The sequence below is a fragment of the Alteromonas sp. K632G genome, assembly GCF_017653625.1.
GTDB classification, from domain to species: Bacteria; Pseudomonadota; Gammaproteobacteria; order Enterobacterales; family Alteromonadaceae; genus Alteromonas; species Alteromonas naphthalenivorans.
The window spans coordinates 115,817-137,305 of record NZ_JAGGDM010000007.1; the positions used below are offsets into that span (position 1 = coordinate 115,817).

Genomic DNA, 21,489 nt, shown 5'->3' on the forward strand with positions numbered 1-21,489 from the left:
TTGCCTACCTCTTTTTAATGTTTACGCTTATGTGTTTTAACGCGTTTTAGGTATTCGTTTATAAGTGCGAGTCAAAGGGCCTAACCTTCTGTAGTTAGCCATGTCAATGTGTACACAGCGTTACTTCCTAATAACGGCGTGATCTCATCAAGGGCTTCACGCATACTGACATCAAGTTGCCAAGGTGGATTGATGACACATAAGCCAGAACCGTACATGCCAGCATCGGCGGTATTTTCTTCAACGGTAAGTTCAATAGTGAAACAAGGCGTACCTAGTGCCGATAACGACTGACACATCTGCTGGCTAGCCCCACTTTTAGCCCCTGCTCTCTGTGATAGTAGCGGATACCACACTACCATTTGTGCTTGCTGCCAACGTGCTAATACTTTCTTCACCGCACTGACTACATCTTGGTATTCAGAAAGCTTCTCGTAAGGCGGATCTATTAATACCGCGCCACGATTAGGTGATGGTGGCGTCAGTGCAATTAAGCCTTCGTAACCATCCCTGTGATGAACATGGCTCCGGCTATCGCCAATTTGCCACATGGCATCATCAAGCTTTTCGTGTTCAGCTGGATGTAACTCCATAAGATGCAGCACATCGATATCACGTTTCAGTTTGGCGCTAATAGCCGGTGAACCCGGGTAACATCTATCACTTAAAAACCCGTTACATAGTGACAAATAGGATTGTAACAAAGGCGAACTTGCCGATAGGTTTGCCACTTTGTCTACACCAGACTCATACTCTTTATTTTTGGATGCTAAAGCATCATCGAGTTGATAAAGCCCAGCCCCACTATGTGTATCATAGAGGGTGAAAGGCTTATTTTTTTTCTTTAGATGGCTTATTACGCCCATCCAACAAAGATGTTTGATAACGTCGGCGTGGTTGCCGGCATGAAATGCATGTTGATAGCTAAGCACGATATACCATGAGTTGGCGCGCAAACTGCGCAGGAAATTGTAGTTTAGCTGTCAATAATAACGCTTGGCCTAACATCCACACAAGCCCGACAACCCAGTTCCTTGCAATTAACCTCGATATAAATAAGCTTCCCATCAATAAGCGCTCTGTAATTAAATTCAAAGCACTTGGATCAAACCATTTTGATATTAGTGTTCACATTTAAATAATTATCAATCACTAGGCTGTGGGCCTACCGCCCACGTTAAAAATACCTATCGCTATTTCAAGTGCATTAGCATGGTTTCTGGCTCCTCGATGAAGCTAGACCAGAGATTATTGAAGCGAACCATAGTGGCACCATCAATAATGCGGTGGTCGCCAGACCAATTCACCATCATAATACTGTGCGCTTCAACGCTACCGTCAGCGGCAAAGCGAGGAAGGGTTTGCGTTTTGCCCAGCGCGACAATAGCAGCTTCTGGCTTATTAATAACCGGTGTAGCTGTAATGCCACCAATAGCGCCAATATTTGAAATGCTGATAGTGCCACCTTTAAGTGCATCCCCGCTTAATTTACCTTCTCGAGCTTGCTCGATAGTGGTATGCATTTGCTGGGCGATATCAAACAAAGAAAGGTGTTCTACGCCTTTAACATTAGGCACTAAAAGACCCATTTTAGCGTCAACAGCAAAGCCGATATTATGGTGATTAAAATAAGTAAGCTCAGTGCCATCTTCGTTTAATTGGCTGTTAATGATGGGAAATTCTTTTAACGCCAACGACAATGCTTTTACAAAAAATGGCATAAAGCTAAGCTTTATTCCTTTTGCTTCAAACATAGGTTTTAGCGACTGTCTTAACGCAATTAGCTTATCCATCCTAATTTCATCGCTCACCGTAAAGTGAGGAATGGTATTTACTGACGCCACCATTTGTTTTGCCATAGCGGCCCGAATGCCTCGTACTTTTTCGGTATAGCTTGCTTCGCTTGCTGTGTTATTCACTTTAGAGCGCGACATATTGTTAGCCTCGCCCATGGCATTTGACATAGTGAAGCTTTCATCGGGGCTTTCACCAGAGCTCTCACCGGGGCTTTCATCAATGTTTGCGCTTACGCCGGTCGCGCTAGCATGGCTGACATCATGTTTTAAAATACGGCCTTTTTTGCCACTCCCCGCAACGGCAAGTAAATCAATCTCGTGCTCTCTTGCAATACGACGTACTGCAGGGCTTGCCAGTACTTTTCCTGGTATAGCGATAGGAGGCTCAAAATCCCCATCTTGCCATTTCTCATTAATGGCCGCGTTCCCTTGCTCACTGGTATTATTGTTTGCAGGCGTTGCGCGATGGTTTGTATTTTCGTTTACTTTTTGTTCTTTGCCTGCTTGCTCATCTGTAGCGACAGCCGTTGGGTCTTCGGTGCTATTTTGATGGCTTTCGCTAGCGCTTTCATCAGTATCAAGGGCAAATAGTGGGCTATGCACTTCTGCAATATCGCCTTGTTTATAATAAAGCTTATGTACCGTGCCTGAATGCTTAGCAGGAATTTCTACCACAGCCTTATCTGTCATTACCTCAACCACACTTTGGTCTTCAGCAATAACATCCCCTTCTTTCACATTCCACTTGACGATTTCGCACTCAACAATACCTTCGCCAATATCAGGTAAAATAAAATCAATATTCATATTATTGGCTCCCTTTTAATAATGTAATGAGCGCTTGATAGCTTCGTAGGTTTTAGTTTCATCAGGCATATATTCGGTTTCATGAGCAAGTGGATAAGGTGTATCTAAACCACAAACACGCGTAATAGGCGCTTCTAGATACAAAAAGCATTTTTCTTGGATAGTGGCGGTAATTTCGCTGGCGAAGCCGCCAGTGAGCGGCGCTTCATGATTAATAAGAAGTCGACCGGTTTTCATAACCGAACTGATGACTGCTTCGGCGTCCCACGGTAAAATTGAGCGCAAATCGATAATTTCACACGACACGCCATCATCTAGCGCCATTTCAGCTGCTTTCTGCAAAATCTCAATTTGTGCCCCCCACCCTAATAGGGTGATATCTGTGCCCTCTTGTACTAAATCGGCTTTACCGAGAGGCAGTTCATAATCTTCTTCAGGTACATCGGCAATAGACGCGCGATATAAACGTTTTGGCTCAAGAAACAGCACCGGGTTTTTATCACGAATAGACGCTAGAAGCAGACCTTTAGCTTGGTAAGGGTCTCGTGGAATAACCACTTTTAAACCTGCGCAGTGGGCGAAAAATGCCTCTGGCGATTGGCTGTGGTAATGACCACCCGATATACCGCCACCATATGGCGTGCGTATGGTAAGGCCGCCAACATCAAATTGGCCGCCTGAACGATAACGCCATTTGGCCGTTTCATTTACGATTTGATCGAACGCGGGGAAAATGTAATCACCGAACTGAATTTCAGCAACAGGGAAAGCGCCTTGTGATGCAAGCCCGTTTGCGAATCCAATAATGCCCTGTTCGGTAAGCGGCGTATTAAAACACCTGCCTTTGCCAAATTTTTCTTGTAGATGACTGGTAGCTCTAAATACCCCACCAAAATGGCCAACGTCTTCACCAAACACCATGACTTTTTCTTCGGCTGTCATGGCAGTAATTAACGCGTTGTTAATTGCCTGTAGTAAGTTCATTTTAGCCATTAGCGAACACTCCCAGACGTTTTAGGATATTTTTTAGGGTATTGTTTAATATGAGCTTTTAGCGAAGTAAGCTGATCTTGTAAATGCCAGGGTACACTGTCATAAACATCTTCAACTATTTCCTCTATGCCGCAAATAGGAATGGTTTCACTGACTTTCAGCGCCGCGAGCACGTCTTGACGCGCTTTATCTACCTTGGCTTTATTTTGCTTTTCATCAAACCAACCTTTATGGGTGAGCCAATTCGCCATTCGGGCGATTGGATCTTTTGCGCGCCATTTATCTTCTTCATCTCTAGAACGATAGCCCGTGGGATCGTCAGACGTAGAATGCGCAGCAAGTCGGTAAGTCATGGCTTCTATTAATACCGGGCACATTTCTGCTAACGCTATACGGCGTGCTTCCTGCGTCGCGGCGAATACCGCTAAAGGGTCATTACCATCGACCCGAATCGTTTTTACCCCATAGCCAATTCCGCGTGATGCAATACCATCACCAGCAAATTGTTCTTCTGACGGCGTTGAAATGGCATACCCATTATTACGACAGAAAAAGATAACCGGGCAATTAAGTACCGCAGCCATATTTACGCCTGCATGGAAATCCCCTTCCGAAGCTGCGCCTTCGCCAAAGTAACAAATAGTGACGGCTTCATTACCTGCCATTTTCTGCCCGTAGGCATAACCTGATGCTTGTGGTATTTGGGTTCCTAATGGAGACGATATAGTCATAAAATTCAGCGCTTTATCACCATAATGGATAGGCATCTGCCTTCCTTTATTGGGGTCGGCTTTATTGCTGAACATTTGATTCATGAATTGATCAGTTGTATAGCCTCTAAAAGCAAGTGCACCCTGTTCACGGTATTGACTCATGATCATGTCATGGGGAGATAACGCCGCTGCACTAGCAACGGCAGCGGCTTCTTCACCAGTACTTGCTAAATAGAAGCTAATTCGACCTTGGCGCTGCGCCGCCACCATTCGCTCATCGAGAATTCTGATGTATTCCATGGTGTCGTGAATTTTTAACGCCAGGGTTTGGTCAAGCTCTGGAAGCTGTGCGTTTTCATGCTCACTTCCATCTGATTTAAGCAATTGAAGCATGGGAATATCAATTAACCCGTTGCCGATAACTTCAACCCTGTTTGTTGTTTTAATTTTTCCGAGATGATTTCTATCTTCCACAATAATCTCCCTGCAATTTGAAGGATTCGAAAGCGAGATTGCTATGTTCACTATGCTAGTGGAAGTATGTTGGTGGCGTTGTGCTATTTCAGCAGTGCTTTATTAACTAAATATGATGAAAATTCTCAATATCTAATTTTAGTAGTATTGATATCCTAATAATCACCAAGAATGTTAAATCGATGCAAATAAAAGGATAAATATAAAGTACTAAATTGTAAAAATAAGCTTAGATTAGCGTAAGAGGATGGCTGATAGGCCTTGAAATTGCGGTCATACAGTCAAATTTTCATCCTAACTTTTTAGCGAATATCAAATTAAAAAGTATGACTAAATGTAACAATATGTGTAATTCATATTAATGTTTAATATTCATTACAAAGTGAAAAAAATTGTGCTAGAAATATTATTGTCATTGTTATGACAATAAAAATTGGATCAACAAAGCCAATAAAAATAAGAAATTTCATCCATCCAGGGAAAATCCCAAAAACAGGCCGACGGAGGTTACCTGTGAATAATAAAGTGACGTTAGCTGTATCAGCTGCACTAATGTCGATGTCCATGCATTCTGCTGCAGAGCTATCATCTGCAACCGAATCGTTTTCAGTAACTGCTGATCAACTCAAAGCAGTAAAAGCGACATCGATAAATAAGTACAAGAACACTAAATCAGTTTCCACACCAAAAATACTCTACACCGCTGAGAAAGGACTCGAAAATAAAGATTACATTTACTTTGTACATCTTTCTGATGACGCAGTAGCGAGCTACGATGGTGGTGTTGAAGGTTTAGAAGCTACTAACCCCCAACTAAAAAAACAAGTTTCAGTAACACGATCTAATTCGTCTGCTAGTAAACGCTTAGACGCTTCGCTTCCAGAAGTAAAAGCATATGCCTCTTACCTTGAGAAGAAACAAGCAGAAGTTATTGCTAAAGCAGAGTCTGCTGTAGGTTCTCTTGAAACTATAGCAGAATATAAATATGCACTTAACGCAATTGCGGTAAAAGTATCACCAGCTGAGGCAGAAGCCATAGCGCGTTTGCCTGGTGTTAAAAACGTTGAACGCGATGAAGTGTATAAACTTGATACTGACACTGGCCCTATCTTAATTGGCGCTCCTGCAGTATGGGACGGCACAGCTAATGAAAGCGGCGTAGGTCGTCAAGGTGAAGGTGTAGTAGTTGCGGTACTTGATACTGGTATCAACAGTGATCACCCTTCTTTCGCTGACGTAGGTGGTGATGGTTACGATCACACTAACCCACTTGGCGCCGATGTTTACTTAGGTGAATGTGCAGTTGAAGCTGAAGTTCGTTGTAACGATAAGCTAATTGGTATTTATAGCTACCCGTCTATCTCTGACGTATACGCAGATGCCGATATCTTCCCTCAGGACGGCACTATACGTTTTGGTGAAGATTACAACGGTCACGGTTCACATACTGCGAGTACTGCAGCCGGTAACGTGCTTGTCGATGTCGGTGAAGTTACGGCTGAATTTGATGTGAATGCCAGTGATGGTGTTGCGACTGGTTTTACCTTTGGTCAAATTTCAGGTGTCGCCCCTCACTCAAACATTATTTCTTATCAAGTATGTCAACCTGGTAACACTGGTGATACCTATGCAGGTTGTACTGGTGCGGCTATGGCTGCAGCGGTAGATGATGCGGTTGAATCAGGTATTGTTGATGTTATCAACTTCTCAATTTCAGGTGGTGGCTACCCTTGGAGTGGTTCGCTTAACGCAGCGTGGTTGAATGCACGTAACGCGGGCATTTTTATTGCTCAATCTGCGGGCAATAGCGGCCCTGATCCAGAAACAACTGAGAAACACGCACCTTGGATTACCGTTGTTGGTGCTTCTACGCACGGTCGAAGTGTAGAGTATGATAAAGAAATCTCTTTCACTGGTGGTGCAACTGAGTTAGGTGCTATCGCTGGTAAGAGTAACTCTGGCGCGATATCTGGTTCAATCGTTTATGCAGGTGATTACACCAATGCAAACGATCCTGATGGCGACCCAGCACAGTGTTTAGAGCCTTTCCCTGAAGATACTTTCGCGGGTGAAATTGTTGTTTGTGACCGTGGTGCTATTGCTCGTGTAGCTAAAGCATCTAACGTTGCAAGTGGTGGCGCTGCGGGTTTCGTTCTAGCAAACCTTGCAGATGGTGCAACATCAGTTAATAACGATGCGTATATTATACCAGGTATCCATGTTGATGCGACGAACGGTGATATGCTGCGTTCATGGTTAGCAGAAGGTGAAGGCCATACCGCTTCAATTACTGCCTCTGAAGGCATTTTAACAGTGGACGACGACGCGGCTGATATTATGGCTGAGTTCTCTTCACGTGGTCCTAATACATCAATTAGCACACTAACACCGTCGGTAACTGCGCCGGGCGTTAGCATTTATGCTGCTTACTCTGATGAACAGTACGGTCAAGATTCTACAGGTTCTGCTCCTGCTGATTACGCCTACCTTCAAGGTACGTCTATGTCAGGTCCTCATGTTGCGGGTGCTGCTGCACTTGTACGTCATGAGAAACCATCGTGGACACCAGATCAAGTACGTTCTGCTCTTATGATGACGGCTACCACCGATGTTCTTAAAGAAGACGGTGTTACCGCAGCAGATTGGTTTGATATGGGCGCAGGTCGCATTGAAGTAGACCTAGCAGTTCAATCTGGCTTAGTTATGGATGAAACAGACGCAAATTATGCCTCTGCTGATCCAGCACTAGGTGGTGAGCCTCGTACACTTAACCTACCTTCTGTTACCGACGACAACTGTGTAGGTTCGTGCACATGGACTCGTACTGTAACGGCAACTAAAGACGGCTCTTGGTCTGTAGACGGTGTGGGAATTTCTGATGGTATAGAAATTACCGTTACACCAGCTACCTTCGACCTAACGGCAGGACAATCTCAAGAGTTAACGATTGAGATTGATGCATTCCGCGCCGAAAGTGATGTTTGGTCATTTGGTCAAATCAACTTAGTTTCTGGTTCATCGCCAGACTTACATCTTCCTGTTTCAATTGTTGCATCTAACGGTAACTTACCTGATGAAATCGACTTTGAAGCACATCGTAATCAAGACTCGTACTTGCTTGAAGATGTAATGGCAGTTGAGATTACTGATCTTCAGGTTACGTCTTACGGCTTAACCAAGGCAACCAAAGTTGAAGGTATGGTTGCGCAAGACTCAGACAACAGCGACTACTTAGATGATTTAGAAGATGGCTTGCATATTACTCAAATCGAAGTACCTGAAGGTACCCTTCGTTTAGTAGCTGCAACTATGGATACGACGTCGCCAGATCTTGACTTGCGTGTTGTATTTGATGCAAATGCTGATGGTATTCCTCAAGAAGATGAGCTTATTGGCATAAGCGCCACTGCAACATCTGAAGAGTACGTTAGCGTTGAAATGCCAACCGCAGGTAGCTACTGGGTTATTGTACAAAACTGGGCTGCATCATCTGATGAAGAAGGTTTTGAAGATAGCTTTGTATTAGCGCATGCCATGGTTGATAACCAGCCAGGTGAAGGGTTAACTATTGACGCTCCTTCTGCTATTCCTCAGTTAACTGAATTCGATGTACGCTTTACATGGGATTTAACTGACGCGGTTGAGGGTGATATCTACGTTGGTGCTGTTTCAATAGGTACTGATGCTGATAACGTTGATAACCTTGGCGTTATTCCTGTTGATATCGTTCGTGCTGAAGATGATGTTTATGTAACTGCAGAATCTGAAGAGCGTGTTCTACCCGGTGAAGAAGCCACTTTCTATGTAAACGTACTTCCAAACTTTACTACGGAAGACCGTGACTATGAAATTTCACTGACGCTACCAGATAACGTTACGTTAGTTGAAGGCTCACTGTCTCATGATGGTGTTGCTACTGAAAATACGCTTTCTTGGTCTATTACCCAAGAATCGCTACTTGGTGCTACTCCATCTTACGCAATTACCACTAATGCTACTGACGCATTCTGTGCTAACCCTGACTTCGGTCAAGGCGGTGGATACATCGACCTAGCCGGTTTTGGTATTGGTATAGATGATACATTGGATGGGGATACAGTAGACGGAACTTATTCACTTCCTGCTTACTTCCTAGGCACAATGTATAGTGCAGTTACAGTTACTGATGATGGTTTTGTAACATTAGGTACTGCTATCTCGTCGCCTTGGGTTAACCAAGGACTTCCAGATGTTGCAGATCCAAATGGTGTTCTTGCTCCGCTATGGCGCGACCAAGAATTTGACGTTGCTAACGGCGTAGGCGTTTCTGTTGCTACTGCAGGTGCTGCGTATACCATCATTGAATGGGATAACATGAGATTCTGGGGTCTTAGCGAAGATTTCGCTGATATTGCAGATTACCAAATTGTTTTCTTCAATGAGCCATCTGAAGGTCAGCCAAACATCGTATTCTCATACGATAACGTGACGCACGACCTTGGTAGTATCTTGCCTGTGACTATTGGTTACGAAGATATTGATGGCGCTACGGGTCAAGCTCCTTACTACACGCCTTACAGCCAAGACTTCTTTGATGCTAACTTTGATGCTGAAATTACATCTGGTACGCAAATCTGTATGTATCTTGATGACGTTGATAGCAGCCCTACTCAATTAGCTTACACCGTTATGGTAAATGCTGATGACGCTGGTGGTGCTATTCAAATGATGGCCATGTCTGAAGTGACTAACATCCCTGGTGCAGCATCTGCAGTATCTGAAACTTACGAAGGTTTACAAGTTGAAGGTCCTCCAGTTGTAACTATCGACGGCATGACAGTGGCAACACTAGAAGTGGTTGAATTAATGGAGTTGAACTTACCTGGCCTAGTAGAAGAGCCTAATGGCGACGCTGTCGACATTACTTGGAAGCAAGTTGAAGGACCAGCAGCTATCATTGCAGGTGCTGGCATAGAAGAAGCTATCCTAGTTGCTCCAGAAGTAACGGAAGATACGCTAATTGTGCTTGAGCTTACTGCTACTGATAGTAACGGTAACACTTCAATGGCAACCGCTAATGTAACGATAAAAGATAACTTACCACCTGTTATCAACATCACGGCTCCGTTTACTGTTGAAGAAGGTGAGTCAATCACTGTTTCTGCTACAGCAACAGATCCAGAAGGTGATGACGTTACATTTACCATCAATGACATCCCAGGCTCAAGTCTAACGACTACAGCGCCTAATACGAATAGCACTATTGCTGTTACGTTTGAAGTGGTTGCATTTGATGGCTTAAATACAACAACAGAAACAGTAACCGTAAGCGTTACTGATAAGAGCGGTGGTTCAATGGGTTGGTTAACATTGCTACTTGTTCCAGTTGTGTATTTACGCAGACGTAAAATGAAATAAGCGATATCGCCTAGATATTACTTAAACGTAAAAGGCCGCTGTTAAGCGGCCTTTTTTATATCTGATGAAACGTAGAGTATTCCTAGTTAACGTTAAACCTAATTAGCCTTATAACTACCTCAACTACGCGCTTTTATTATTCTTCATCGGATAATCTCGACAAGGTATTGTCTAACCGTTTACTGGGCTGAACCCCCATTTCTCTGAACTTCTCTACTTGCCGGACTAAATTTCCACGCCCACTTGAAAGCTTATTCATTGCTGCATCATAACTACCATGGGCGGTATCTAGTGCTTTACCAATCTTTTCAATATCAGAGACAAAGCCTACAAATTTATCGTATAGCTTTCCTGCTTGTTCTGCGATGAGCTGCGCGTTTTGGTTCTGGTACTCGTATTGCCAAATATTATTGATGGTACGTAATGCCACAAGCAAATTCGTGGGGCTAACTAACATAATATTATGATTAAGCGCGAGTGAAACAAGATCCGGCTCTTCTTCAATGGCCAATAGAAAGGCTGGCTCGATAGGAATGAACAGTAAAACATAATCTAATGTGCGCAGCCCTTTTAGCGACTGGTATTCCTTGGCGCCTAGCCCTTTAATATGGCCTTTGATTGAAGCGACGTGTGCACTGAGATACTGTTTGCGGCTGGCGTCATCGTCGCAATTAAAATATTGCTCGTACGCCGCTAAGCTTACCTTGGAATCGATAATCACGTCTTTGTCATTCGGTAAATGCACCACAACATCGGGTTGCAATCGCCTACCCTGTTCAGATTGTGCCGACACTTGGGTTTCAAACTCATGACCTTCACGAAGACCAGATTCTTTGAGTATGCGCTCTAAAATAACCTCGCCCCAATTCCCCTGCTTTTTATTGTCGCCTTTAAGGGCATTGGTTAACGCTGAAGCTTCTTCGGTTATGCGCTGATTCAACGCCTTTAAACTTAAAATTTCCGTTTTTAGTGACGCTCGCTCTTGCCCTTCACGAATGTGTTGTTCTGAAATTTGTCGTTTAAACCCATCTAATTGGGATTTAAAGGGCGCCAATACCGCTTCAATATTATGTTTACTTTGGGTTTGATAGGTTGCGCTTTTCTCATCAAAAATTTTATTCGCTAAGTTTTCAAACTGGGTTTGTAAGCGTTGTTCTGAGGAATGCATTAACGCAAGCTTTTCTTCATGATTCTGCATAAGCGCATCAAGCCTAGCCTTTTGCGCTTCGTATTGCGCCTGCAACTTACTGTACTCTTTTTGTAGCACGCCTGATGCTTCACTAAGTTGATGTTTCTCAGCTAGCACCTGCTCATACTGACGTGATTTTTCAACCAGCATGCCCATACGCTCTTGGGTTTCATTGTAGGTCTGCTGCTGCGCAAGTAACGCATCATTTTTTTCGGCAATGTTCTTGTGAGCCTGGTTCAGTGTTCTACGGGTCGCTATTAGCAAAATAAGAAGAATTAACGCCAGTAAAAATAAGCCAGCATTCAAATATTGGGGGGACAAATCAGATAAGGAATACATAAATACACACGCACTGTTAATTTATACAGCACTATAAACAAAAACAGGTGCCATTGGCACCTGTTTTAAACACAAATGTATGATTACTTAGATAACGCTTTATCTAAATCTTCAATTTTTGCTTTCCAAATAGCAGGTCCAGTTTCGTGCGCGTTAGCGCCTGTGCTGTCTACTGCTACGGTAACAGGCATGTCTTCCACATCAAATTCGTAAATGGCTTCCATACCTAAATCTTCAAACGCCACTACCCGTGACTTCTTGATAGCTTTAGAAACCAAGTATGCTGCACCACCTACGGCCATTAAATAAACTGACTGATGCTTTGCAATAGATTTCACCGTTGCAGGGCCACGCTCTGCTTTACCTATCATACCGATAAGGCCTGTTTTCTCTAACATCATGTCAGTGAATTTATCCATACGAGTAGCAGTAGTTGGACCCGCTGGGCCTACTACTTCATCGCCAACCGCATCAACAGGGCCTACGTAATAAATAAAGCGGTTGGTTAGGTCTACACCTTCAGGTAAACCTTCACCGTTATCAAGCATCGTTTGAATACGCTTGTGCGCCGCGTCACGGCCAGTCAACATCTTTCCAGAAAGTAATACGGTTTCACCCACTTTCCAGTCTTGAATGTCTTCTTTGGTCACATCATTAAGGTTAACGCGACGGGTGTTTTCACCCACTTCCCACGTTACCTCTGGCCAATCTTCTAATTTAGGCGGCGTAAGTTCAGCAGGACCTGAGCCATCTAAATGAAAATGTGCATGGCGGGTTGCTGCACAGTTCGGGATCATCGCCACAGGCTTAGACGCCGCATGAGTAGGCAAAGACATAATTTTAACGTCTACTACGGTCGTTAAGCCACCTAGGCCCTGAGCACCAATTCCCAATTGATTCACGCGCTCGAAAATTTCAACACGTAGCTTTTCATCTGTGGTTTCTGGGCCGCGAGCAATCAGCTCTTGAATATCTACCGGATCCATTAAGCTTTCTTTAGCCAGTACTGCTGCTTTTTCAGCTGTACCACCAATGCCTATACCTAACATGCCAGGTGGACACCAGCCGGCGCCCATGGTTGGCAACGTTTTCACTACCCAGTCTGCAATATTGTCGCTAGGGTTTAACATTACCATTTTAGATTTGTTTTCTGAGCCGCCGCCTTTTGCCGCAATCATCACCTCAACTTTTTCACCTGGCACCATATCAATGTGCACAACTGACGGTGTATTGTCTTTGGTATTGGTTCGCGCGCCCGCAGGGTCGGCAACGATAGAAGCGCGCAAGGGGTTATCTGGATTTAGATAAGCGCGGCGAGTACCTTCATCAACCATCTGTTGAACAGTCATGTCGGTTTTATCCCATGTCACACCCATGCCTACTTTTACAAAGCAGGTCACAATACCGGTGTCTTGACATAAAGGACGTTTGCCTTCAGCTGACATTCTAGAGTTAATAAGGATTTGTGCCATCGCATCTTTAGCTGCTTGGCTTTCTTCTCGGTTATACGCTGCTTCTACGGCTTTAACGTAGTCGAGCGGGTGATAGTAAGAAATAAACTGTAGGGAATCTTCAATGCTATCAATGAAGTCCTGTTGGCGGATAACGGTCATGACATCCTCTTTTTTTATTTTGCTTTCGTGGTCTTAGCCTGCTAAAAAAGCGTATACTAGCGCATCTGTTGGCACCGTACCATGTAAAATATGGGTGAAGCTTTGCGATAAAACAAACTTGTGCAGGTAAATTTAACGCGCTTAGCTAACGTTAGCTGTTTGATAGCGTGCTAATACGGTTTAATTAATTTTCCAGTACCCATTTAACGCAGCTTCAATGCCGACAACATTCTTCTTAACCTGATGTATAGAGTTAGTTTTTAATGCCCGCAACATCGCAAGTTACCATTACGCCAATCAGCACATCGTTTTCACTTTGCCTTATAGATATTTTTGAGCAGGTTGCCCACCGCGCGGGAGCCGTTTTGCTTGATACCTGTGGCTCCACGAAAAGCAATGGTCGCTACAATGTGATGGTATGGGAGCCTAGCGCTACCGTAACGGCCAAGCACGGTGAAGCCCCTCTAGTGCAATTAGATGGCGAGAAGGCATTCACAACTAACTTTCAGCCTTTTGAAGCCGTCACGCACTACCTTCATGGATCAGTGGCCAATCTTAAGGTAGATGAGACTAGCCAATCATTAGCTAAACAACTCCCTTTTATTGTAGGCGTAACGGGTTTTGCTGGTTACGATGCAGGGCGCTATTACGAAAAGCTTCCAGCAAATGCGGCGCAAACCTATACCACCCCAGATTTTTCCGTAGGGCTTTACCTGTCATCTTTAATTGAGGATACGGTTACCGGTACCTTGTATTTTTGCTCGGCGACAGGTGAAACCACACCACCTGACTTTGTCATACAGCCTAATTTTACTACTGATTTTGAAGATAGTGCTGATACTGGCGATTTTTGCGAAGAAAGTGACCATATAGGCCGTGTCTCTTTAGCCTCTATCAATGATGAGAAAACACAAGGTGATGATATTGCTAAAACGCCGTTTTCATTAACCAGTGATTGGAAATCTAACCTAACAAAAGAAGCCTATATTGACCGTATTGAACGAATTCATGACTATTTAAAAGCGGGCGACTGTTACCAAGTAAACATGGCGCAGCGTTTCACAGCTGCATACACGGGCGATTGCTGGCACGCTTATCGCGCCTTACGAGAAAGTAACCAAGCGCCCTTTTCTGCATTCATTCAGTTAAAAAACAGCACTATTTTAAGTATATCTCCCGAACGCTTTATTAGTGTTAAGCAGGGCGTGGTGGAAACTAAACCTATAAAAGGTACACGCCCACGGTTTAGTGATGAAGCTAAAGATGCACAAAGTGCTCAGTCTTTGCTGACTGCATCGAAAGATCGTGCGGAAAACCTTATGATTGTTGATTTACTGCGTAATGATCTTTCAAAACACTGCAAGCCTCATTCAGTAAAAGTACCTGAGTTATTTGCCTTAGAAAGCTATGAAGCAGTGCATCATTTGGTGAGCACGGTTGTCGGCGAACTTAACGACGATGCAACGCCATTAGATTTACTTGCCTCCTCATTTCCTGGCGGTTCTATTACAGGCGCACCTAAAATTAGGGCGATGGAAATTATAGACGAGCTTGAAGTACATAGACGCAATATCTATTGCGGCAGCATTTTTTATATGGGCTTTCGTGAAGATATGGACTCAAGCATTTGTATTCGTACGCTGCTTGCGGAGAATAACCAGCTGCATTGCTGGGCTGGTGGTGGTATTGTTTTAGATTCAGTGGCTAATGACGAGTACAAAGAAACCTTGGATAAAGTGTCTAAAATTCTGCCAGTGCTAACCTCCCACTTTGGAGCGGGCCGTGAACAGAGCTGATTTCCTCCGCCAATTTCACCATTTGCGTCAAACGCACCGAGAGCCCGATTACCCGCTTAAATCTAGAGGTAGGCCTGCTGCGGTATTAATTCCTTTAATGGATTATGGTAATGAGCTGACGGTATTACTCACAGAGCGTGCACATCACTTACGTCATCATCCAGGGCAAATTAGTTTCCCCGGTGGCGCAGTAGATGAAGTAGATAACAGCGTTTTTGATGCCGCTTTAAGAGAAGCCCGCGAAGAAATAGGCATGCCTTCTGAAAACGTAGAAATTATTGGGGTGTTACCCAATTACAGGACAGTAAGCGGTTATCAGATAGCCCCGGTTGTTGGTTTTGTTGAACCCAGTTTTACGCCTGTTATCGACCCTAACGAAGTAGAAAGTGCTTTCGAGGTGCCTTTAGCTCATGTACTGAATCGCAAAAATCATCTTATTCATACTGCTCGTAAAGGTAAGCGTTCATCGCCTATCTATTTTATTCCGTGGAATGAACATATGATTTGGGGTGCTACGGCTGCCATACTACGAAACTTGTCTCACCATATTCATCCTTAAGCTCACCTACTCTCAAACACACTTACCCTTGCGTGCCGTTAAATGTTTCTTTACACCACATTAGCAATTCTTATCAATTGATTAGGTTTTCTGTATTGTAGTTAAGCCCGTCTACATGCATGATCTAGGTATTAGTAATGTAGACTGGTGTATTTTTATGATTAGTGTTTTTGATATGTTTAGCGTGGGTATTGGCCCTTCAAGCTCGCACACCGTTGGCCCCATGCGTGCGGGTGCTGAATATGCTAAAACACTTGCAACAGACACCGCATTGTTTTCAAAAATCACGACGATTAAAGTGGAATTGTTTGGCTCTTTAGGTCAAACCGGTATTGGTCATGGTACAGGTAAAGCCGTTATTCTTGGATTATCGGGTGAAATGCCTGAAAGCATTGACGTGAATAAAATAGAGCCATTACTAGAAGACGTACGAAACCAAGAATCTTTGTGCCTAAATGGCGAGAAGCCTATTTTATTTCCAAACAAAAACGCGATTGTCTTTCATCGCCGTAAAACCCTTCCTAAGCATGCTAATGCACTTACTTTTTACGTATATGAAAACGACACCCTGCTGTGCGAGCAAACGTACTACAGCATCGGTGGCGGTTTTATCGTAAAAGAAGAAGACTTTGATGCCACTAAAGCACATGCCGGTGCCGTTCAAGCGACTGTACCTTTTCCTTTTAAGTCTGGTGCTGCGCTGCTAGAGCAATGCAAAAATAATGGGTTAAGTATTAGCGCACTTATGCTTAAGAACGAAACGACTTTTCAACCTGCTCACGCCGTAAAACAAAAGCTGTTTGAAATATGGTTAGTGATGAAAGCCTGTGTTCAACGTGGCATCGACAGTGAAGGCATATTGCCAGGTGGTCTTAAAGTTGTACGCCGTGCGCCGGCGCTTTATCGTCGCCTGCAAACCGAACATACTACTGACCCTATGCAAACCATGGACTGGGTAAACTTATTTGCCTTAGCCGTAAATGAAGAAAATGCAGCTGGGGGCCGAGTGGTAACTGCGCCAACCAATGGCGCGGCCGGTATTATTCCTGCGGTTTTACATTATGTAGACAAATTTATTCGCCCAGTGGATGAAGAAGTGGCTAGCCGCTTTTTACTCACCGCAGGAGCGATTGGTATTTTGTACAAAGAAAATGCATCCATTTCGGGTGCTGAAGTAGGCTGTCAGGGTGAAGTGGGTGTGGCATGTTCTATGGCTGCGGGTGCGCTGGCAGAGATGATGGGCGGTACTGTACCTGCAGTAGAAAATGCAGCTGAAATTGGTATGGAGCATAACCTAGGATTAACTTGCGACCCCGTGGGTGGCTTGGTACAGGTTCCTTGTATTGAACGCAATGCTATGGGTGCAATTAAAGCGATAAACGCTTCACGGTTAGCACTGAGAGGCAGCGGCGAGCACAAGGTATCGTTAGATAAAGTCATTAAAACCATGCGTGATACGGGTAACGACATGAAAACCAAGTACAAAGAAACAGCACGTGGCGGGCTGGCAGTTAATATTATCGAATGCTAACCGTTAAATGAAATCACTGGCTTTAGTACACCAGTAGAGACAAAAAAGGCGATGGCGGTTTAAGTAAGAACACCGCAAATCGCCTTTTTATTCTGGGCTGAACTACCGTTTAGGTCATTGATTTTCGATGTACTGGTGTAAGCATATGATTTACATATAGACATTATTTAATTTTATTGTTTTCAGTTAACGTTACCGCGACCGATATCGCAGAATAAAATGTCATTAAAACTACAAAAACTTTGGGCCGGTCATCATAAATTTTATAATAGAAAACTTCTGGATTTGCTCCAAAACTATTGGTTTCGCTTAAGAACAATGTTACGCGCTCGATAGTATCGTCAGTCAACCTATTTACTTCATCAGAGTTTGTAGAGCTAAAATCACGTAATTCATTGCTTATAACAAGCGTGGCACCTTCCCACTTACTTTGAGTGTGATGGTAATATAATCCACATGCTATGTGCGATAACACGCTGTCAAAACGTCTTAGGTCGATTGAATACGCCGCAGTGTGTTCTACTTTTCCATCGGGATGTTTTAGCATTACACGTTGATAGTTATCTAAAAAGTTCGAGTATGTGTCAGGCCGCCGGTCAATTGCTCGCATGATCTTGGTATTAAACAGCTGCTCTTTTATGTCATTTCCATGAAAGCACGTAGATAGACAAAACACTAAATACTCATCGTCTCTACTCTTACTATTATTGTGTTTCTCACAGGATGGTACCGTTATTAAATCTTTGCGTAGACTGATTTCACTGAGCACATCTTTTTGTTTTGGAAACAATGCTTTTGGAGGAATATGCTCCTTCGTTGTCGCTAAGGCATCGCACATGTAGCACGTTCTCTTTCGCATTAGCTACTCGACTTTTCTATCTTTGCCAGATGAGGCACGCTTTTTTCGCTCAACCTGCACATACACCGTATCGGTTGTCGCACTGCTAGAATGGCCCAGATCTTCTGATAGATCCTTTAGCGGTCTATCACGCTCTATCTCCATGCTTGCACCGGTATGACGCAGATAATGTGTGGTGGCTTCATTTAATTTCTGAGCGGATTCTAATCCTTGTTCTGACTTCATTTTGTCAAATGCAGCGTCGAACACGCTCTGAATAAGCCTCGAAATTTGACGACCTGTTAAACCACCGCGGCCTCTTATTTTTTCAACCAGAACGGTTTGCTCACCTTTGGACGGTAAAGGTGATAGTCCACGCCATTTTCTATAGCGTTTCAAAAACGTAAGATAACCCGGTGGTACCGTGATATCTCTTATCTTTTTGCCTTTTCCATAGGCCTTAAACCACCAGTTGTTGCCCTCATCTGTCCAAAAATGACTCATCAAGGGCGTCCAATCATTGCGCTCCGAGAGTTCTGAAAGCCTCAGAAATAGGGTTTTCATGGTAGCAATAGTAAATAAACTACGCTCCAAAAGCGGATCACTATCCGCCATCTCAACGGCAGTATCCAAGAGATATTGCCATTGCTGCTCAGTTAATCGACTTATCGTCTTTACCTGACTGTCTTTTATCAAGTACTTACAGTCTCGTTTTGCCAATGGAATAGGATTGCCGAAACAAATTTCTTCATCGATGAGATGGCGGTAAAAAGAGCTTAATGCCACAAAGGTAGATTCGAGGGTCTGCAATGAGGGTTGGTACTTTTTCGGATCGAGCACTCTGTCTTTATCGTATTTCGGCGGCGTTTGCCTGAACGGCGTCCACTTAAGGTTTGAAGCAAAGTAACCGTTATTGAGGCGAAATCGGTCATGGAGCTGGGTGCTTATCCATTTAACCGGTGGCGCCACACAGAAATCAATGTATCGCAAAATATCTGCTTTACGTAAATCATCTACTGGCTGCTTATCTACCATAAAGACCCACAATAGGAACTTTTCGATGTCATTTCGAAAACGCACGTACGTGTGTTGTGATTTGTTGCGACCAATATATAAAAGGTATTCTTTCGCCCAGTCCCAGTGCTGTCTCATCCATGTCGGTTGATTGTCTAAGAATGAACTTAGCTGTGGATAGTCAGACAAACTGAGCTCTGCTAGCTCAGTATACGTGGGAAACAACGGTGTGGGTTTAGTGATGGCCAAGTGTGTTGTGATTGTTAGTTAAGATGCAAACATTATAACTTAATCCTGCACCCTATGTCTAATACTGAAAAGTATTAGACATAGCGATACATATCAGGAGTATAACTACCCCCCTCCTGGAAAATCAGTTTTAATTACACATTCTATTCCAGTACTTTTTAATCTTGATGTTCTCTATTAATGAGCATGATCTCAAATTATGAATCTGTCCGAAACTTGCTTAAATATAACTTCTCAGCCCCTACAATGAGCACCAAGCCAATTATCGCGGCCCAGATCACCAAAATATCAGAGGATGCCTTTATCCAAATAAATGCCCCTAGCACCACGATATCCAATGCTATTGCACTTAACACGATTACAGCACTTGCGTTAACTTCTTTACGCAAGTGCTTAAACACGCCCCAATGTATTGCTATGTCCATAAGCAAATAAAAGATTGCGCCTAACGATGCAATCCGGCTCAAATCAAAGAAAATTGTTAGTAACATGGCGATTACCACAGTGTATACAACTGTGTGCTGTTGCACGCTGCCGGGCATGCCAAAGTGACTGTGTGGTACTAGTTTCATATCAGTCAACATCGCTAGCATGCGTGAAACGGCAAACACACTTGCAATAACACCCGACACTGTCGCAACAATAGCAAAGCCTACCGTGATCCAAAGGCCACTTCTTCCGAATGCTGGCTTTGACGCTTCAGCTAGCGCGTAGTCTTTTGCCACCACAATTTCATCTATCGATAAATTAGTTCCAACCGCTACTGCTACCAACATGTAGATTATAAAGCAGATGAATATTGAAATGATAATGGCTCGACCCACATTTTTCTTTGGATCAACAATCTCGCCTCCGCTATTAGTAATAGTAGTGAAGCCTTTGAAAGCCAAAATAGCCAACGCCACGGAGCCTATAAAGTTACTAACGCTCGTATCAGCAGGCACAATAAAAGTGCTAGTAAAACCCGCATCAGCAACGTAAATACCCCCGCCCGCTAACACCAGCAACCCCAATGCTTTGGCTATTCCCATGATAAAAGACGTCGTCTGAATAATTTTGTTTCCAAGTACATTAATCAAGAACGCGGCAATTAGTAAAGCAACACCAAGAGCAGGTACCATCCATCTCTCTGGCTCAATGTCAAAAGGTTGCAGAGCATAGTTGCCAAAGGTTCGCGCAACTAAACTTTGATTAATAACCATAGAAAAGTACATCAGTAAGGCACAACATGCGGTTATTGTGCCCTTCCCGTACGCTTTTTTTAAAAACATAGCAATACCGCCTGCCGAAGGGAAAGCGTTAGATAGCTTAACGTAGGAATACGCGCTCGCTGAAGATATGATGGCAGCAGCCAAAAAAGCAAAGGGAAACCACTCGCGAGCTAGCTCAGCTACTTGCCCGGTCAGTGCGAAAATGCCCGCGCCTATCATTACGCCAGTACCCATTGCTATTGCGCCGGCTAAGCTCAAACTGCCTTTGTCATAATTTGAATGTTCGTGTTCGGCCATTATTAACTTCCTTGATTATCATGTTGTACGGAGTACGAGGCATCATTTGTCCGTAAAGCGAAGCTACATATCTTGAAAACGATTCAAGCCTTGTGCCATTAATATTATTTCTTGATTTTCAAGCTTCAATAAGTTGCTTAGAAGCTCTATATGATGAGGAATAATGGCCTGCTCTTTTAAGTATGAGTATAGGTCTATTACCTGTTGATGCTGGTCAAGCACGTTAGCAACAATTTCAGATTCCGTTTTATTCTCAAAATCACCGTCACAATGGTCGTGCAGGAAAATTGGGTTTTTCTCCAAATATTCTATAAACAAGGTTTCCAATTCACTAAACTTAGCGTTATCGGAAAACGCTTTAACCAAAGCCGCAAGATGCTGTTCGTGAGCGAGCAAGTATTGCATTGCCATTTTTGTACGCTCTGAGTGACTCGGCGCGCAATGTTTCAGACATGTCGCCAATTGCTCATGGAATTTTACAGTCCAGTGCAGTATGTCGCGCATACTTTCTATCTTCATAAATATCCTTAAGCTCTGAAGGCTAACTAATGATTCTGCCAGCCATATTAATTTAAACGATGCAGATACAAACTTCATAACAGGCAGATTACCGTTGCATTACATCTTTGTCAGATAGCGGCTTTTATTGGGTGCTTTTCTTTTATTTAGCGGG

General features: G+C 43.6%; 14 protein-coding genes. 4 read left to right on the forward strand and 10 right to left on the reverse strand.

Annotated features, from left to right (window positions below):
• Window positions 1–80: 80 nt before the first annotated feature.
• The 4 genes from rlmJ to J5X92_RS08785 form a co-directional block, all read right to left on the reverse strand.
• Window positions 81–932, reverse strand: a complete 852-nt coding sequence (gene rlmJ, locus J5X92_RS08770) for a 23S rRNA (adenine(2030)-N(6))-methyltransferase RlmJ (RefSeq protein ID WP_208805448.1) — start codon at window positions 930–932, stop codon at window positions 81–83.
• Between the two features lie 261 nt (window positions 933–1,193).
• Window positions 1,194–2,603: a 2-oxo acid dehydrogenase subunit E2 gene (locus J5X92_RS08775; RefSeq protein WP_208805449.1), complete on the reverse strand. Its 1,410-nt coding sequence runs from the start codon at window positions 2,601–2,603 to the stop codon at window positions 1,194–1,196.
• Between the two features lie 15 nt (window positions 2,604–2,618).
• Window positions 2,619–3,596, reverse strand: a complete 978-nt coding sequence (locus J5X92_RS08780; protein WP_013784060.1) for a transketolase C-terminal domain-containing protein — start codon at window positions 3,594–3,596, stop codon at window positions 2,619–2,621.
• Window positions 3,596–4,783 carry a thiamine pyrophosphate-dependent dehydrogenase E1 component subunit alpha gene (locus J5X92_RS08785; RefSeq protein WP_013784059.1) on the reverse strand — a complete coding sequence of 396 codons (1,188 nt, stop codon included), beginning with the start codon at window positions 4,781–4,783 and terminating at the stop codon, window positions 3,596–3,598. Before J5X92_RS08785 ends, J5X92_RS08780 begins: the two co-directional genes overlap by 1 nt.
• 513 nt (window positions 4,784–5,296) lie before the next feature.
• On the opposite strand from J5X92_RS08785, the gene J5X92_RS21280 reads away from it, so the two are divergent.
• Window positions 5,297–10,180, forward strand: a complete 4,884-nt coding sequence (locus J5X92_RS21280; RefSeq protein ID WP_208805450.1) for a S8 family serine peptidase — start codon at window positions 5,297–5,299, stop codon at window positions 10,178–10,180.
• A 136-nt stretch (window positions 10,181–10,316) separates the two neighbouring features.
• On the opposite strand, the gene rmuC is transcribed toward J5X92_RS21280, so the two are convergent.
• Entirely contained in the window at window positions 10,317–11,708 is a 1,392-nt protein-coding gene (rmuC, locus tag J5X92_RS08795) for a DNA recombination protein RmuC (RefSeq protein WP_208805451.1), read from the reverse strand.
• Window positions 11,709–11,791: 83 nt separating this feature from the next.
• Entirely contained in the window at window positions 11,792–13,321 is a 1,530-nt protein-coding gene (locus tag J5X92_RS08800) for a fumarate hydratase (RefSeq protein ID WP_013784056.1), read from the reverse strand.
• Between the two features lie 263 nt (window positions 13,322–13,584).
• Between J5X92_RS08800 and pabB the strand changes: the two genes are divergently transcribed.
• The 3 genes from pabB (at window position 13,585) to J5X92_RS08815 (ending at window position 17,207) form a co-directional block, all read left to right on the forward strand.
• Window positions 13,585–15,117 (forward strand): aminodeoxychorismate synthase component I, encoded by a 1,533-nt coding sequence (gene pabB, locus J5X92_RS08805; RefSeq protein ID WP_208805452.1) that lies wholly within the window; start codon window positions 13,585–13,587, stop codon window positions 15,115–15,117.
• Window positions 15,104–15,676 carry a CoA pyrophosphatase gene (locus J5X92_RS08810; protein WP_013784054.1) on the forward strand — a complete coding sequence of 191 codons (573 nt, stop codon included), beginning with the start codon at window positions 15,104–15,106 and terminating at the stop codon, window positions 15,674–15,676. Before pabB ends, J5X92_RS08810 begins: the two co-directional genes overlap by 14 nt.
• Window positions 15,677–15,833: 157 nt before the next feature.
• Window positions 15,834–17,207, forward strand: a complete 1,374-nt coding sequence (locus J5X92_RS08815; protein WP_208805453.1) for an L-serine ammonia-lyase — start codon at window positions 15,834–15,836, stop codon at window positions 17,205–17,207.
• A gap of 163 nt (window positions 17,208–17,370) precedes the next feature.
• On the opposite strand, the gene J5X92_RS08820 is transcribed toward J5X92_RS08815, so the two are convergent.
• From J5X92_RS08820 to J5X92_RS08835, 4 genes are all read right to left on the reverse strand, one after another.
• A complete protein-coding gene (locus J5X92_RS08820; RefSeq protein WP_071980014.1) occupies window positions 17,371–18,066 on the reverse strand; it encodes a hypothetical protein in 696 nt (231 codons plus the stop codon).
• A 3-nt stretch (window positions 18,067–18,069) separates the two neighbouring features.
• Window positions 18,070–19,308: a tyrosine-type recombinase/integrase gene (locus J5X92_RS08825; RefSeq protein ID WP_071980015.1), complete on the reverse strand. Its 1,239-nt coding sequence runs from the start codon at window positions 19,306–19,308 to the stop codon at window positions 18,070–18,072.
• Between the two features lie 197 nt (window positions 19,309–19,505).
• Window positions 19,506–20,816 (reverse strand): APC family permease, encoded by a 1,311-nt coding sequence (locus J5X92_RS08830; protein ID WP_208805454.1) that lies wholly within the window; start codon window positions 20,814–20,816, stop codon window positions 19,506–19,508.
• A 63-nt stretch (window positions 20,817–20,879) separates the two neighbouring features.
• Complete coding sequence (locus J5X92_RS08835) at window positions 20,880–21,335, reverse strand: hypothetical protein (RefSeq protein ID WP_208805455.1); 456 nt, start codon at window positions 21,333–21,335, stop codon at window positions 20,880–20,882.
• Window positions 21,336–21,489 lie beyond the last annotated feature (154 nt).